16 protein-coding genes are annotated in these 16,440 nt (G+C 46.9%); 3 read left to right on the top strand and 13 right to left on the bottom strand.

From position 1 onward, the window contains the following. Window positions 1–16: 16 nt before the first annotated feature. The 4 genes from buk to UJ203_RS03430 form a co-directional block, all read right to left on the bottom strand. Entirely contained in the window at window positions 17–1,102 is a 1,086-nt protein-coding gene (gene buk / locus UJ203_RS03445; RefSeq protein WP_105955610.1) for a butyrate kinase, read from the bottom strand. Window positions 1,103–1,125: 23 nt separating this feature from the next. Beyond that, window positions 1,126–2,220 carry a branched-chain amino acid dehydrogenase gene (gene bcd, locus UJ203_RS03440; RefSeq protein ID WP_044154665.1) on the bottom strand — a complete coding sequence of 365 codons (1,095 nt, stop codon included), beginning with the start codon at window positions 2,218–2,220 and terminating at the stop codon, window positions 1,126–1,128. 11 nt (window positions 2,221–2,231) lie between these two features. Then, complete coding sequence (gene yqiS, locus UJ203_RS03435; RefSeq protein ID WP_322008606.1) at window positions 2,232–3,131, bottom strand: phosphate butyryltransferase; 900 nt, start codon at window positions 3,129–3,131, stop codon at window positions 2,232–2,234. A 124-nt stretch (window positions 3,132–3,255) separates the two neighbouring features. Continuing rightward, window positions 3,256–5,334, bottom strand: coding sequence for a sigma 54-interacting transcriptional regulator (locus UJ203_RS03430; RefSeq protein ID WP_322008605.1), 2,079 nt, complete (start codon window positions 5,332–5,334; stop codon window positions 3,256–3,258). A 151-nt stretch (window positions 5,335–5,485) separates the two neighbouring features. Here UJ203_RS03430 and UJ203_RS03425 point away from each other — a divergent pair, with 151 nt between their 5' ends. Beyond that, window positions 5,486–5,728, top strand: a complete 243-nt coding sequence (locus tag UJ203_RS03425) for a DUF2627 domain-containing protein (RefSeq protein WP_024121990.1) — start codon at window positions 5,486–5,488, stop codon at window positions 5,726–5,728. 35 nt (window positions 5,729–5,763) lie between these two features. On the opposite strand, the gene prpB is transcribed toward UJ203_RS03425, so the two are convergent. From prpB to UJ203_RS03380, 9 genes are all read right to left on the bottom strand, one after another. Then, window positions 5,764–6,669 carry a methylisocitrate lyase gene (gene prpB, locus UJ203_RS03420; RefSeq protein ID WP_322008604.1) on the bottom strand — a complete coding sequence of 302 codons (906 nt, stop codon included), beginning with the start codon at window positions 6,667–6,669 and terminating at the stop codon, window positions 5,764–5,766. A gap of 16 nt (window positions 6,670–6,685) precedes the next feature. Continuing rightward, a complete protein-coding gene (locus UJ203_RS03415) occupies window positions 6,686–8,104 on the bottom strand; it encodes a bifunctional 2-methylcitrate dehydratase/aconitate hydratase (protein ID WP_322008603.1) in 1,419 nt (472 codons plus the stop codon). A 14-nt stretch (window positions 8,105–8,118) separates the two neighbouring features. Further along, window positions 8,119–9,243: a citrate synthase gene (mmgD, locus tag UJ203_RS03410; protein WP_322008602.1), complete on the bottom strand. Its 1,125-nt coding sequence runs from the start codon at window positions 9,241–9,243 to the stop codon at window positions 8,119–8,121. 31 nt (window positions 9,244–9,274) lie between these two features. Further along, entirely contained in the window at window positions 9,275–10,414 is a 1,140-nt protein-coding gene (locus UJ203_RS03405) for an acyl-CoA dehydrogenase (RefSeq protein WP_322008601.1), read from the bottom strand. 28 nt (window positions 10,415–10,442) lie between these two features. After that, window positions 10,443–11,309 carry a 3-hydroxybutyryl-CoA dehydrogenase gene (locus UJ203_RS03400; RefSeq protein WP_322008600.1) on the bottom strand — a complete coding sequence of 289 codons (867 nt, stop codon included), beginning with the start codon at window positions 11,307–11,309 and terminating at the stop codon, window positions 10,443–10,445. 25 nt (window positions 11,310–11,334) lie between these two features. Further along, on the bottom strand, window positions 11,335–12,516 hold the full coding sequence (locus UJ203_RS03395) for an acetyl-CoA C-acetyltransferase (RefSeq protein ID WP_322008599.1): 1,182 nt from the start codon (window positions 12,514–12,516) through the stop codon (window positions 11,335–11,337). A gap of 123 nt (window positions 12,517–12,639) precedes the next feature. Beyond that, a complete protein-coding gene (locus UJ203_RS03390; RefSeq protein ID WP_322008598.1) occupies window positions 12,640–13,383 on the bottom strand; it encodes a glycerophosphodiester phosphodiesterase in 744 nt (247 codons plus the stop codon). 89 nt (window positions 13,384–13,472) lie between these two features. Next, window positions 13,473–14,093: an N-acetylmuramoyl-L-alanine amidase gene (locus UJ203_RS03385; RefSeq protein WP_322008597.1), complete on the bottom strand. Its 621-nt coding sequence runs from the start codon at window positions 14,091–14,093 to the stop codon at window positions 13,473–13,475. A gap of 22 nt (window positions 14,094–14,115) precedes the next feature. Then, a complete protein-coding gene (locus tag UJ203_RS03380; protein ID WP_024121999.1) occupies window positions 14,116–14,406 on the bottom strand; it encodes a hypothetical protein in 291 nt (96 codons plus the stop codon). A gap of 327 nt (window positions 14,407–14,733) precedes the next feature. On the opposite strand from UJ203_RS03380, the gene UJ203_RS03375 reads away from it, so the two are divergent. Continuing rightward, a complete protein-coding gene (locus UJ203_RS03375) occupies window positions 14,734–14,868 on the top strand; it encodes a hypothetical protein (protein WP_024122000.1) in 135 nt (44 codons plus the stop codon). 72 nt (window positions 14,869–14,940) lie between these two features. Further along, a complete protein-coding gene (locus UJ203_RS03370) occupies window positions 14,941–16,059 on the top strand; it encodes an NADH-dependent flavin oxidoreductase (protein ID WP_322008596.1) in 1,119 nt (372 codons plus the stop codon). Window positions 16,060–16,440 lie beyond the last annotated feature (381 nt).

Genomic DNA, 16,440 nt, shown 5'->3' with positions numbered 1-16,440 from the left:
ACTCACTCCTGTCTGTCTATTCAATGCAATATTGTTTGGATTGCTCTTCGCCCTGCAATACCCTGAGCGCCCCTTGTGCCAGAGATTGCAGTTCGTTTTCTCCCGGATATACTAAAACGTCCGAAATCCAATCTATGTATGATCTGATGCTGGAAACAAAGCTTTTGCCGTAAGCCAGACCTCCTGTCAGAACAATGGCCTCGACTTCGCCTTTTAAAACGGCGCTTGCTGCTCCGATTTCTTTCGCTACCTGATACGCCATGGCGTCAAAAATTAAGCGGGCTTTTTCATCGCCCTCCTGAATCATTTGTTCTACTTTCACAGCGTCATTTGTACCGAGATAACCGGAGAGCCCGCCGGTTCCCACCAGTTTTTTCATCATTTCTTCTTTTGTATATTTTCCTGAAAAGCATAAATTGACGAGATCCCCTGCAGGCACTGTTCCTGCGCGTTCAGGACTCAACGGCCCCTCTCCGTGAAGGCCGTTGTTGACATCCACCACCCGACCCCGGTCATGTACACCTATTGTAATGCCGCCGCCCAAATGAGTAATGATCATTTTCATATTCTCATATCGTTTGCCAAGAGAGGCTGCCGCCTTACGGGCGACAGCTTTTTGGTTTAAAGCATGAAAAATGCTTTTCCGTTCAATTTCCGGCATGCCTGATATTTTAGCGAGCTCTGACATTTCGTCAACTACAACAGGGTCTACAATATAAGATGGAATGTTGAGGCCGTCAGCAATTTCTCTTGCGATAATGCCTCCTAAATTGGAGGCATGCTGTCCTGCATAACCGCTTTTCAAGTCCTCAATCATGTCGTCATTCACTTCATATGTCCCGCCTTCTATCGGGCGGAGAAGACCGCCTCTGGCACAGACAGCATCAAATTTTGAAATATTGATGCCCTGTTCATGAAGCGTTTCGAGGATATGCTTTTTTCGAAACTCATACTGGTCAATAATATGGTCGAACTGCTGCAGCTCTTCTATGTTGTGTCTCAGTGTTTTTTCAAAAATACTGCGTTCATTATGAAAAACACCGATTTTCGTTGAAGTTGAGCCTGGATTAATGGTGAGAATGCGTTTTTCATCATGTAGCATTTCAAAACCTCCAGATCAATTTCTTAGCGTCTGCTTAATATATGGTGGCCGTTTTGCAAAAACTGGCTTCTTGAGCGGCGATTGCGTTCAATTCGTTCTTCAGCCAAGCGGTCAGCCGCTAAATACGTCGGAATGCCGTCACGCTGGGAAATTTCAAGGACACGTTCAATATTGGCGTAAATGCCCTCAACCTTTTTCAGTGCACGTTCCGCATTATAGCCGTAAAGCTCATCCGCCACGTTGATAACGCCGCCCGCGTTGATGACGTAGTCTGGTGCGTAAACAATGCCCATTTCGTGAATTTGATCGCCGTGGCGAGTTTCTTTCAGCTGATTGTTAGCCGCGCCTGCAATCACTTTAGCTTTCAGCTGCTTAATAGTATCGTCATTGATGGTTGCACCAAGAGCACACGGCGCATAAATATCGCAGTTCTGAGAATAAATATCTTCTGGATCAACCGCACGTGCACCAAAATCTTGTACCGCACGTTCAACTGATTGCTTGTTGATATCCGTAACGATTAAGCTTGCTCCTTCTTCATGAAGGTGGCGGCATAGATTGTAAGCCACGTTGCCAACACCCTGTACAGCGATGGTTTTTCCTTCAAGAGAGTCCGTGCCGAATGCAGCTTTAGCGGCAGCCTTCATGCCTTTATACACCCCGTAAGCCGTAACGGGAGACGGATTTCCTGAAGAGCCGAATGCAGGGGAAATACCTGTGACAAAATCTGTTTCATCATGAATGATATCCATATCCTCAACCGTTGTGCCGACATCCTCAGCCGTAATGTATCTGCCGTTAAGCCCTTGAATATAACGGCCGAACGCGCGGAACATTTCTTCATTTTTATCCTTGCGCGGATCGCCAATGATAACCGTTTTTCCGCCACCCAGGTTTAAGCCTGCCGCCGCGTTTTTATAGGTCATGCCTCTTGCAAGTCTCAGTGCGTCTTCAATCGCAGCTTCTTCATTTTCATACGTCCACATTCTCGTTCCGCCGAGCGCTGGTCCAAGCGTTGTATCATGAATTGCGATAATTGCCTTTAATCCGGATTGTTCGTCTTGGCAGAAAACCAATTGCTCATAATCGTACTGCTCCATATATTTAAAAAGTTCCATATCAGTTCCTCCTAAAGTGTGTATTCTTCAGATGCGCATAATGCCAGCGCGATCGAATACAGTTTGTTTTCAGCGGAATCCGCTCTGCTCGTTAATGCAATCGGCGCTTTGGCCCCCGTAATGACAGCCGCCACGTGTGCTTTCGCAAAATAAATCAGTGATTTATATAAAATATTTCCCGCTTCAATCGAAGGGACAAGAAGGATATCGGCGCTGCCCGCTACGTCTCCTGAAATCTTTTTCTGAGCTGCGGCAATTTGCGATACTGCGTTATCCAAGGCAAGCGGTCCATCTACAATGCACCCTTTAATCTGCCCTCTTTTGCACATTTGGGCGAGAGCAGCTGCATTGACCGTCGCTTCCATCTTCGGATTTACCGTTTCTACCGCTGCAAGGGCAGCCGCTTTTGGCATATTGTTCCCTATAGCACGCGCGACATGAACAGCATTTTGAAGAATCTGCTGAAGCTCCTCCAGCGAAGGGGCAATATTCATAGCCGAATCTGTCACAAACATCAGTCTCTCAAAGTCAGGAATATCAAACACGGCCACATGAGAAAGGACACGGGATTTCCGCAGCCCTTCCTGTTTGTTTAATACCGCTTTAAGCAAAACAGAAGTCGGCACATTCCCTTTCATTAAGACGTCTGCTTTTTTTTGATGAACAGCGCGAACCGCTAGCTTCGCCGATTCCTCCGGCGTATTGGCATGAATGATTTCCACTTGATGCCCTTGGATGGATGATGTCAGGTCGTTCAGTTTTTTGCTGTCGCCCACTAATAAAAAACGGACGGACAAATGCTCGGCTGCCAGTTTCACAGCCCGGATCACTTCCTCATCCTCAGCATGAGCAACCGCAATGGTCTTGTTTTTGTACATCGACGCTTTGCCGATCAAATCTTTCAGCTTCATCAGTTACCACCTTTCTTGTCTCGACTCCGCTTTTTATTATGCAAGTTCTATGCCAGCTCGGTGCGATGCTGTCATGATGGATGCGAAGAAAGATTCGTGCAGACGTTTGCGCTTATTCTGCAAATTATTGCATGCCTTCATTTGCAAGGCCGTATTTATCCATTTTGTAATATAAATTTCGAATGCTGACGCCGAGGGCTTTCGCTGTTTTCGTACGGTTAAAATGATGCTTTTCCAGCGTTTGCTGAATCAAGTGCGCTTCAAATTTTTCAACGGCCTTAGACAGCTTTTCGCCTTCGATGTCAGGAAAATCAAAACCGGCTCCCTGTTCTGCGCTGTTTTCTTTTTGTTCTATTTCAAATACAGGCAAATGCTCTTTTTCAATCCATTCCATGTGCGGCTTCAGAAAAATCATTGCTCGTCCAAGGACATTTTCCAGCTCACGGACATTCCCCGGCCAATGGTAAGCCGACAATGCCCGCAAAGCCTGCTGGGTCAGTCCCTTTACATTCCGGCCGTAATCGCGGTTAATTTTTTGAATGAGCCTTTCACTGAGCGCTTCAATGTCTTCAATCCGCTGACGCAAAGGGGGGATAGAGATGGGATAGCGATTGATGCGGTAATACAGATCTTCACGGAACGTCCCATCCGCCATTGCTTTTTCGATATTTACATTTGTGGCTGCAATAATTCTTACATTAACAGGGATTGCCTTCGTGCCTCCCACTCTGACGATCTCTTTTTCTTGAAGGACGCGCAGCAGTTTCGCCTGCATATTTTGCGTCAGCTCGCCGATTTCGTCTAAGAAAATGCTGCCGTTATTGGCTTCTTCAAATAAGCCCTTCTTGCCGCCGCGCTTCGCTCCCGAAAACGCGCCTTCCTCGTAGCCAAACAGTTCTGATTCCAGAAGATTTTCTGAAAGAGCGGCGCAATTTACGCGGATGAATTTATTGTATTTCCTGTCGCTTTCGTTATGGATGGCATGGGCAAACAGCTCTTTGCCCGTGCCCGATTCTCCGCGCAGCAAAATCGTTGCCGGCGTTTTCGCTCCAAGCTTCGCCTGCTCAAGCGCCACCAGCATTTGCTCACTTTTGCCGATAATGTCGTCAAAGGTATATTTCGCTTCGAGCGTGCGGATAATCTGTCTGGCTCTGTTAAGCTCCGCGGTCAGCATTTTAATTTCTGACACGTCATGGATCACTCCGACACTGCCTTTTAAAATGCCATCCACAATCACCGGTGCTACATTGACGATGACCTCTTTTTCATTTGGGCCGACCTTCAGTCTGACGCCGCGCACTGGGCGTCTTGTCTCAAGCACCTTTAAATGCATGCTTTCCCCTTCAGAAATATCAGTGCTCGCCGGCTTGCCGATGACTTCTTTTTCAGAAAGCCCAGTCATTTTTGTGTATGCTTTATTGATCAACAGGCCAATGCCGTTTTCATCAACGACAGAAATCGCCTCGTCGGAGGATTGTATAATCGCCTCCAGCATCGTACGCACCTGTTTTAGATTTGTCACTTCCTCCGCCAGCTCGACCGCATCTGTAATATCCTTAAATACACTGAGTGCTCCGAGCAGACGTCCGCCTTCATCAATGATCGGCAGCCTTGTTGTTACAATTTGCAAATTTTCACCCAAGAGCTGTTTTTGATTGTATTCAGGCTCTCTCGTTTTTAAAATCCGAGGCATCTTTGTGCTCGGGATGACTTCTTTGATTGGGCGTCCAATGACTTCCTCACGTTGTTTTCCCACCATATTTTCAGCCATATGATTAAACAGAATGATCTCTTCATTGATATCAATAAAAATCATTCCGTCGTGGGTGGAATTAAAGATTCGGTCATGTTTGTATGTTTGTTCTTTTAGCATTTGAATCAGCTGCTGTTTTTCTTCCATAAGCTGAAACACAATGTAAGCCATCTTTCCCGGCATAACAATGGTCTGCTCATGTTTTTCCTGAAGGAGTTCGTCAAGTACAGCTTGATCACCCGTTGTATGAATGACGATATCCGGCTTTTGTTGTATGTATGGTTTCCAATCAGATGAAACGGCAATTCCATAATGTTTTGCTTCTTTTAATCCCGGCGCTTCGGGGTTTTTGTCAACCACGGCAATAATGTCTATGATGGCTGTTTTAATGAGAATTTGTAATAACGCCGTTCCCCTTTTACCGGCACCTACGATCAGTACCTTCTGCATCCCGATACCCCTTTGCATGAAAAAATTTGCATACCTGTTTTTTCCGTTGCAATAATTTGCACAACCCTATGTTACCACGTTTTCTTCTCTTGACAAAATATTTTTTCCGCTGGACAATAAAGGAAATGAAAAATAAAGGGGTTTTCTGAACATGAGCCGACTTCTTGCGCTTTTGATTTTAGTGCTCCCCGGCGCCATTTCTGCTTTAGGCATTAAACTGATGAGAGATATGCTTTTCGGCCATACGGTAAAGCCGTTTTCTTCTCTTTGGCTCCAAGGTTTATCAGGATTAATCTTTTTCGTTTTCGGCCTGTATGTGCTGGCCGGGTTCATCTTGTACAGAGACAGGAAACGCAATCAAGTCAGTCCGCGATTCAGAAAACAAAAGATGTAAAAAAGCCGGAGAATGCTCCGGCTTTTTTGTTCGCATTATTTATCAGGCAAGACGGTTTTGGCAATCGTTTTGTCCAGTGCTTCATAATCATAATAAGAAATCGTTTCATACAGCTCCTTACGCGTCTGCATATCATCAAGCCCTTCTTTTTGCGATCCGCGCTCCCTTATCAAGCTAAACATCCGTTCATAAGCCTTTGCCGCAGCTCTGAGCGAGGTGACCGGATAGATCACCATCTGAAACCCCATAGCAGCAAATTCATCTGCATGATAATACGGCGTTTTCCCAAACTCAGTCATATTGGCAAGAAGCGGGACAGGGATCTGTTCAGCAAACTGGCGAAATTCGTTTTCCGTTTGAAGCGCTTCCGGGAAAATCGCGTCCGCTCCCGCCTCAATGTATGCCAAAGCGCGTTTTACTGCGGATTCAAGCCCTTCCTGCGCTCTTGCATCTGTACGGGCGACAATCACAAGTGATGGTGCCGCTTGTTTAATGGCTTTTATTTTTTGCGCCAATTCCTGAGCCGGGACAAGCTGTTTGCCATTCAAATGCCCGCATTTTTTCGGAAGCTGCTGGTCCTCTATTTGCACAGCTGCCACCCTTGCTTCCAGCATCTCGCGGGCGGTGCGGGCAGCGTTTAATACCCCGCCAAAGCCCGTATCGATATCAACGAGCAAAGGCAGGTCTGCTGCGCGCACGAGATCTTTTGCCCGTTCGGCCATTTCTGCCGACGTAACAATTCCGAGATCAGGCAGCCCCCTGCTGGCCGTATAAGCCGCACCCGATAAGTATAAGGCAGAAAAACCGGCCTCCTTCGCAAGCAAGGCGGCCATCCCGTCATGAGCGCCGGGAATTTGCAATATTTCCGGCGCACACATCAGCTTGCGGAAGCGTTCAGCAAGCTCTTCTTGTGACGATTGCTCATTGACGATCCAAGACATGATATGAGTCCTCCTTTCACATACAGAACATATCGACAAAATCGTTTACGCGCATCGTTTGTAATGTTTCAGAGCTGGTGCAGCGCTTGTAAATATGTTTTTGCTGTTTCTCAGAAAAATGGGTTTTGAGATTCGCAGAAAACTTTTCTAACAATTTTGGCACAGCCTCGTCTCTTCGAAAACGATGCCCCAGCGGAAATTCACATTCAACCATCTCTGTACTCGTTCCGTCTTTAAAATGAATCTGAACGGCATTTGAAATGGAGCGTTTATCTGGTTTGAGATAATCTTCCGTATATGCTTTGTTTTCAGTCACTTCCATTTTTTCTCGAAGTTTATCTATTCTTGGATCACTTGCCGTATCAGCCTCATAATGCTGTGCAGTGATATCACCGAATATTAAACCAATCGCTGTGATGTATTGCAGACAATGATCGCGATCCGCGGGATTATGCAGCGGGCCTTTTTTATCAATGATGCGAATAGCTGATTCATGCGTTCTGATCACAACACGGTCAATTTCATCGATACGATCTTTGACATGCGGATGAAGAATGACGGCACACTCTGCCGCTGTCTGAGCGTGGAATTCCGCAGGATAAGAGACTTTGAACAACACATTTTCCATGACATACGCGTCAAGCGGGCGGGCGAGCTTGATCTCTTTCTTATTGAATAATACGTCTTGAAAGCCCCAGCCCGGAGCGGTCAAAGCTGTCGGATAACCCATTTCGCCTTTTAGCGCCATCAGTGCGAGATGAACGCCCCTGCTGGTCGCATCTCCTGCGGCCCACGATTTGCGCGAGCCTGTATTAGGTGCATGCCGGTATGTCCGCAAGGCGGCATTGTCAATCCAAGCATTCGAAAGCGCATGATTGATTTCTTCTCTTCCGCCGCCCAGCAGCTTTGCGGCTACAGCCGTCGTTGCCACCTTGACAAACAACACATGATCAAGCCCGACTCGGTTTAAGCTGTTTTCTAAAGCCAGCACGCCTTGAATTTCGTGAGCCTTGATCATCGCTTCAAGGACATCGCGAACCGTTAATGGCTCTTTTCCTTCAGACAGCCTCACTCTCGATACATAATCAGCCGCCGCAAGAATGCCGCCTAAGTTATCTGACGGATGCCCCCACTCCGCCGCAAGCCACGTATCATTGTAGTCAAGCCAGCGGATCATACACCCTATGTTAAATGCTGCCCGTACAGGATCAAGAACATATGACGTTCCCGGCACTCTGCTTCCGTTTGGCACACTGGTTCCCGGCACAATCGGGCCGAGCAGCTTGGTGCATTCGGGATAGCGGAGCGCTAAAATCCCGCAGCCGAGTGTATCCAGCAAAACGTGACCTGCCGTTGTAAACGCTTCTGAACTCGTAATCTCTTTCTCAAGCACATAGTCTGTTATTTCTTCAATGACATGATCCGTTTTCAGCATTCGACCAATTCCTTTCATGATTTGGATGTGTTCTCATATCGCGGGCCGGTATAGCGGACACGCGGGCGGAACAAGCGGTTATTGGTATGCTGTTCAATCACATGTGCGCATAAGCCTGCCGTTCTCGCACTGAAAAAGACAGGTGTAAACAATGGAATTGGTATGCCAAGCATCCAATACACCGGGGCGGCGTAATAATCCAAGTTCGGATAAAGCCCTTTTTCCCGCTCCATCAGCTGCTCTCCTGCTTCACACATTTCGTATAAACGGTGATCTCCGGCTTGATCGCATAACTGCTGAAGCGCTTCTTTCATCATAAGCGCTCTCGGGTCCATTTTTTTCATGTACACCCGGTGGCCGAAGCCCATGATTTTTTCTTTTCTTCTCAGTTTTGATAACAGGATATGTTCAAAATCAGCCTTTGTTTTTGCCTCCAAAAGCATATACATGACGGCTTCGTTTGCGCCTCCATGAAGATTCCCCTTCAAAGAAGCTACAGCTCCTGTCAATGCGCCATAAAGATCCGATTGTGTTGAAGCAATCACCCTGGCCGTAAAGGTTGAATTCGGCATCTCATGCTCGCTGTACAGAATGAGTGAACGGTCAAAGATCCGCTCTTCCAATGCGGACGGTATTTTCCCTGTCATCATGTATAAGAAATTCGCGCTGTAGGATAGGTGCTGGAGCGGGAGAATCGGTTTTCCTTTATTTATCTTTCTATAGCTGCTTGCTGTGAGCGCAGGCATTTTCCCTAATAGCTGATAGGCGCGTTCCTTGTTTGCAGAAGGCGACCGATCGTCAATTTGGCGATCGTAGCCGGCAAGAGCCGATACCCCGGTTCGCAGACAATCCATCGGATGAGTATGTTCAGGCAGCAGCTCAAGAAGACGGACAATGTCAGCCGGCAGGTTTGAAGCGCTGTTGACCTTCCTTTTGACCGTTTCCGTTTCATTTTCATCCGGCAGCCTCCCCTCCAGCAATAGATGCACCAGTTCTAGATAGCTTTTGGTTTTTGAAAGATCAATTAAATCATAGCCTCGAATCAATATCTGGCTGTACTGTGTGTCAAGATAAGAAATATCCGTTTCTGCCGCGACGACCCCGTCCAGACCTGGAGAAAAATGCTGTTTACCATCCATATTCTCAACCTCCGCTTTGCGTTATTATCTGTCAGATTGCGCCAAGCAGGTGCTTGGAAATAATGAGTCTTTGAATTTCATTTGTACCTTCATAAATTTGTGTTACCTTTGCATCCCTAAGCAGCCGTTCGACCGGATAATCCTTCATATAACCATATCCTCCATAAATCTGGACTGCCTCAAGCGCAGCTTTCACCGCTGAATCGGAAGCAAATTGTTTAGCCATGGACGCTTCCTTTCCGCAGGCCATGCCGCGGTTATGGAGATCTGCCGCATGATAGACAAGGTGCCTTGCCGCCTCTGCTCTTGTCGCCATATCGGCGAGCTTAAACGATATGCCTTGATTGGCTGCGATAGGCCTGTTGAATTGGACACGCTGTTTCGCGTAAGCAACCGCATATTCTAGGGCAGCCTCTGCGATTCCCAGCGCTTGTGCTGCAATGCCGATGCGCCCCACATTCAGATTCGCCATCGCGATTTTAAATCCATCGCCCTCTTCGCCCAGCAAATTCTCTTCCGGCACTTCCGCATTTTCAAATATCAGCTCTGTTGTATTGGACCCGTGAAGCCCCAGCTTTCTTTCTTTTTTACCGACTGTAAAACCCGGTGTGTTCTTTTCAACGATAAAAGCCGAAATCCCGTTCCTGTTTTGGCCTGGGGCTGTTAAAGCAAACGTAATATAGAGGTCAGCGGCACCGCCGTTTGTTATGAAAATTTTCGATCCGTTTAAAATATATTTGCCGTTCTTTTTGATTGCTGTGGTGCGAAGGCTCCCGGCATCCGATCCAGAGTAAGGCTCAGTCAGCGCAAATGCACCCAAGTAGTTGCCTGAGGCGAGTTTCGGTATATATTTCACTTTTTGCTCTTCGTTTCCGAAGTACAAAATCGGATTTGTGCCCACTGAGGAATGAACCGAAAGAATGACACCGACCGCCGCGCTGATTTTAGAAATCTCATGAATGGCCAAAATATAAGAAACAACGTCCGCTCCAGCGCCGCCATACTGTTCCGGCACTGGTATTCCCATCAAGCCGTGTTCGCCCATTTTCTTCATTAGCTGAAATGGAAATTCATCTGTTTTCTCCATGACCTCCGCAGCAGGAGCAATTTCTTTTCGGGCAAAATCACGCACCATCTTTCGCATCATGACTTGCTCTTGGGTTAAATGCAACTCGGCCACCCCCGGATTGGAATTGACTTCAGGTATTCTTCTCCTCGCCGTAATGATAAAAGCCGCGTCCGCTCTTTTTGCCGAGCCACCCTGCTTTAACGTACTTACGAAGCAGCGGGCAAGGACGGTACTTGGAGTCTCCAAGCCCGGAGTGAAGGACTTCCATAATCGACAAACACGTGTCCAGCCCGATAAAATCAGCTAATTTAAGCGGACCCATCGGGTGATTCATGCCAAGCTTCATGACCTGGTCTATTGCGTTTGGCTCAGCTACCCCCTCATAAAGACAATAGATGGCTTCATTAATCATTGGCAGAAGCACACGGTTGGAGACAAATCCAGGAAAATCATTGACTTCGACCGGTGTTTTCCCCATTTTTTCCGCTAATGCCGTAATGGTTGATGCCGTTTCATCTGATGTCGCCAGGCCGCGAATAACTTCAACCAGTTTCATAACAGGGACGGGGTTCATAAAATGCATGCCAATGACATGTTCTGGACGATTTGTGACAGCTGCAATTTCTGTTATAGGCAAGGAAGATGTATTGCTGGCCAAAAGCGTATGAGCCGGGCAAATATGATCAAGGTTTTTGAACAATTTAGTTTTTGCCGTCATGTTTTCTGCAATTGCTTCAATCACAACATCCGCATGCTGCGCCTCCTCCAGCGCGGGAGAAAGCGAAATACGGCTGATAACAGCCTTCACTTCAGCTTCCGTCTTTCTTCCTTTTTCAGCAGCGCGGTTCAAATGCTTTTTTATGTGCTGAAACCCAGTATCCGCTGCCTCCGGATTCAAATCATACAGCCGCACATAAAAGCCGGCTTCAGCCGCTGTTTGGGCAATTCCGCTTCCCATCTGTCCGGCGCCGGCTACCATGATATGTTTGATTTCCATTCAAATCCCCTTCTCCGTCAATGTTTTAATGAACTTGAACCAAGACAGCGTCTCCCTGAGCCGCCCCGCTGCAAATAGCAGCAATACCCAGTCCGCCTCCCCGGCGCTTTAATTCGTACACAAGTGTCATCAAAATTCTCGCACCACTAGCGCCGATCGGGTGGCCCAGCGCAATCGCTCCGCCATTTACGTTTACTTTTTCAAGATCAAACCCGACGATTTTTTCACATGTTAATACAACAGAAGCAAATGCTTCATTGATTTCAAAAAGATCAATATCCTGTAATGTAAAGCCGGTCTTTTTCAGCAGCTTGTTTATTGCGTATCCCGGAGCAGCCGCAAGCTCATGCGCTTGCATTCCGGCTGTTGAAAAACCAAGAATGGTTGCAAGAGGACGCTTTCCAAGTTCAGCGGCTTTTTCCTCAGACATTAATACAAATGCTCCCGCTCCGTCGTTGACTCCCGGCGCATTGCCGGCTGTAATGGATCCGTCACTCGAGTATATCGGAGATAGTTTCGCAAGCTGATCGAGAGTGGTATCGCGGCGAATCGCTTCATCTTTGTCAACAATGTTTGTTTTTCCTTTCCGGCCAAGCCAGCTGACAGGAACAATTTCTTCATCAAACTTTCCTTCATCGGCCGCCTCGGCCGACCGCTTGTGGCTTCGAAGGGCCCATTCATCCTGCTCTTTACGTGAAATTCCATATTCCTTGGCCGCCGTATTTCCGTGAACAGCCATGTGCACTTCATCAAAGGCGCACATTAATCCGTCATAAACCATTAAATCCCTTAGCTCACCGTTACCCATCCGCGCGCCCCAGCGGCCAGCGGGAACAGCATAGGGAATATTGCTCATGCTCTCCATGCCTCCGGCAACAAGAATGTCCGCATCATGCGCCCGAATCATTTGGTCACATAGAGTGACAGCGCGAAGGCCGGAGGCGCAAACTTTATTCAGCGTTTCCGATGGCACGCTCCAAGGCAGTCCGGCTAAACGGGCAGCTTGCCGGGAAGGTATCTGGCCCGCACCGGCTTGGACAACCATACCCATGACCGCGCCTTCCGCCTGATCTCCAGAGACTCCGGCACGCTTTAACGCCTCTTTCATAGCAGCGCCCCCGAGTTCAGCAGCTTTTACTTCTTTTAATGCCCCGCCAAATTTGCCAAACGGGGTTCTCGCAGCACTTACAATAACTGTTTTCCTCATAGTTCCACCTCAAATCAGAAGATAGACAGCGCTTACATTTCTTGATGTCTTCTATGAATGTATGCTTTGAAACAGGTATGAATGAATGAAAAAAGAAGGCTGCTCCGGCAGCCTTCTTGAAAACTAATTTCTTCTATTCAATTTCTTAGCGATGGCAGCAGCCCGCTCAGGAAAATCTGTGAAAATGCCGTCTGCTCCCATTTTCATCAAATGCTCCATATCGTCTGGCCGATTGACTGTAAAAGGCCTTACCTTAATCGAACTGCTCCGCATTTGCTGCAGCACTTCATCCGTTACCGCCGGACTATGCAGCTTTGGGTGGTAGCCGGCTGCCGGAATGGATTTTACATATTGATCAGCCTGATAAAGCACATCTGAGGTCAGCACCGCCCGCTCAATATGGGGTGCCAGCCGGCCGCATAACGCTAAGCTTTCATGGTTAAATGCGGACAGAATCGTTCTTTCTTCTATTTTGAATCGCTTTACTGCCTCAAGCACTTTTTCTTCCATTCCTTCATAGCGGATCACGCTGTTTTTCAATTCAATGTTAATCAGAAAATCCTTTTTTTCAGCCCACGAGAGCACGTCTTCAAGCAGCGGCACCCTTACATCGCCGACTGTTTGATGATGACCGGCAGCCGCATCCGCGGTTTTCAAGACATCGTACACCGTGTCCTTTACGAAACCTTTTAAGGATGTCGTCCGGTCGAGCCTTTCATCATGAATAACGGCAATACGTCCGTCTTTTGTCAGCTGAACATCAAGCTCTATTCCGTCTGCTCCGTCTTCAATCCCTTTTTCAAATGCAATCATTGTATTTTCGGGATAATGACCTGATGCCCCCCGATGGGCAAAAATCTTTGTCATTGTTTCACCTCAAGCCTAAAGTTGCCCGTTTTCTTCATTATACTGATTTTGGCCTTGTCACTCTAGAATTAAGGTTTCTTGTACCCAGACTATTGCGCGTAATAAGAATCGATCCCCGCGACAATCGCGTCTGCAGCTTTTTCCTGATATACTTCACTCCCAAGCTTGTCCGCATCAGAGCTGTTTGTAATAAATCCAAGCTCAGCCAGCACGCTCGGCATTTGTGAATATGTAATGACATAAAAATCTGATTCTTTCACACCCCTGTCTCTTGTTTGTAAGGATGATACCAGCTCTGACTGAATATCTGATGCCAGCCGCTGACTGTTTTCCGCTTCATAATCAGACTGAAAGTACGTTTCCGTGCCTGAAGCGGAGGAAACGCCCGAATTCACATGAATACTGACAAAAAGATCGGCATGGTTTGCACTTGCTTTTGCCACTCTTTCCTCCAAGGTCAAAAAATGATCATCTGTCCTTGTAGCGACAGGGCTCGCTCCTTCCGCTTTCAGCTTGTCCACAACATGACGGGAGACAGCCAAATTAATATTTTTCTCCAAGAGCCCGTTTCCGACTGCCCCGCTGTCTTTACCGCCATGGCCGGCATCAATATATACCGTCTTCCCTGCTACCGGCTCTGCCGCTTGCGCACAGGGTGCGAGCATAAAAGCCAATCCGCATATCGCTAAACTCCTCCATAACATTCTCAACGTTTCTCCCTCCGGTCTGTCATTACGAATTCTTTTGCTGAATATCTTCCAGCTGTAAGGTTCCGTTCTCTTTTTTTATATATTTCACCTGGACATTTGTGTGATCTGGAAGATCCTCACAATCATCGCGCTTGTCTCTTGGAACTTGTATCATGGTTTCTTCTCCGTTAAGGGAAACAGCGATTGTATGAGGATCGGCCGAGCCGATGTATTTGCCCTCTTCTGTAAACCTCGGGGCTGATTCATCCGCGCTTGCAATACTGCATCCGGAAAGCAGCAGTACAGTAAACAGAAATAGACCAGCTTGTTTCACATGATCACCTCTTCCTGATGTTTGGCTTTTATCTTTGACCAGAATGGCGGATTTGTAAAGCTTGCACAAAAGCCGGCACAACGTTTCCATGATTTTCAAAAGGGCTATCTGACCTGCTGATTTCCTGTTGTTAGAAAGAAAGCAAGCGAATCTGTCTATGAGGATGTCTCTAAAAGAGCAGCATTTTAGAAAAAATTTGCTGAAAGAAGCAACTTTATATTCATTTTCAAAAAATTGATGAATACGGTGAGCAGAAGGTTTGACGGAAGGGTTGGGCAGGCGTAAGCTTTTAAAGAATATTTACTTTACAGAAAGAAGTTACAGCTCATGAAAAAATTCGTTCTGCTGCTAGCCGCGGCGGTCATCACTTGCTCCATTGGCCATCAAATCAAAGGCGGCTACAAAAGCCCCGAAAAAGAGCGAAGAAAACCACATTCGGCACTCAAGATATTCAGCCGGTGAAGCAGATTGATTGCATCAAATTTTACATATAGGCTAGAATATGTGCGAATCCAAACGAAAGAAGATGATCTTATGAATCCAAAGTACAAACCGCTCTTTGAATCATTTACATTCCGAAGCGGCGTTACGATTGACAACCGGATCGCGGTTGCTCCAATGACCCATTATTCTTCAAATGAGGATGGTACGATTTCTGAAGCGGAGCTGGACTATATCATCCCCCGTTCAAAAGAAATGGGAATGGTGATTACAGCATGCGCAAACGTCACGCCTGATGGAAAAGCGTTTTCCGGACAGCCAGCCATCCATGACGACTCACATATTGCCGGGCTAAAAAGATTAGCCCAAGCCATTCAAGCACAAGGATCAAAAGCGATTGTGCAAATTCATCACGGCGGAATTGAATGCCCTGCTGAGCTCGTTCCGAATCAGGATGTTGTCGCGCCAAGTGACGTGTCTGATAACGGCAAACAAATGGCCCGCGCTTTAACAGAAGCAGAGGTTGAAAACATTGTGAAGGCTTTTGGACAAGCGACAAGACGCGCCATTGAAGCCGGATTTGACGGTGTCGAAATTCACGGTGCAAACGGCTACTTGATTCAGCAGTTTTATTCCCCAAAAACAAATCAGCGCACAGACCGCTGGGGAGGAAGCGATGAGAAACGATTAGCATTCCCGCTTGCTATTGTGGATGAGGTGAAACAAGCAATTGCCGATCACGCGAAGGGTGCATTTTTAGTCGGCTACCGCCTGTCTCCGGAAGAGCCAGATACACCGGGACTGACAATGACAGAAACCTTCACGCTTGTTGATGCCTTAGCAGAAAAAGAACTGGATTACCTCCATATTTCATTGATGGACGTCAACTCCAAAGCGCGCCGCGGGGCAGACCCGACACGTACGCGCATGGACTTATTGAATGAACGTGTCGGACACAAGGTGCCTCTGATTGCTGTTGGTTCCATCCATTCTGCTAATGACGCGCTTGCTGTGATTGAAAACGGTATTCCGCTGGTGGCGATGGGGCGTGAAATTTTAGTTGATCCTGATTGGGCTGTAAAAGTAAAAGAAGGACGCGAAAAACAAATTGAAACTGTGATAAAAGGGACAGACAAAGAAAAATATCACTTGCCTGAGCCGCTATGGCAAGCGATTGTGAACACACCTGGATGGGTTCCTTATAAAGATTAATTTGATGTGACTGCCGGAATGTTTCGGCAGTCTTTTTGATAAAAAAAGACCCTTAAGAAAGGGTCTTTTTCGTCAATCGAATAGTTTGTGCACATATTTAAATGGCAAAATGAGAAGCTGACCAATTCCTTCGGTTAGAAAATCGAACAGCAGTCCGTCACGTTTTCTGTTTTTCTTTTTTCTCTTTTTCACGATATGTCTCCTTTATACCTCAATTGCTCTTTTTACTACGAACATACAGCATAAAGGGTGTCAATCCGTTTTTGACTTTCTGTTTCTCATGGTCCAACCAACGAATATACATATGACCATTGCAGCAAATGAAATGAAGTCAATCAGCATGCCTATTTTGTGTGACTCCACGATGATGTTTGAATTGAC

Source organism: Bacillus sp. V26 (genome assembly GCF_034296245.1).
Classification (GTDB): domain Bacteria; phylum Bacillota; class Bacilli; order Bacillales; family Bacillaceae; genus Bacillus; species Bacillus halotolerans.
This window is presented reverse-complemented; position numbering and strand designations above follow the sequence as displayed.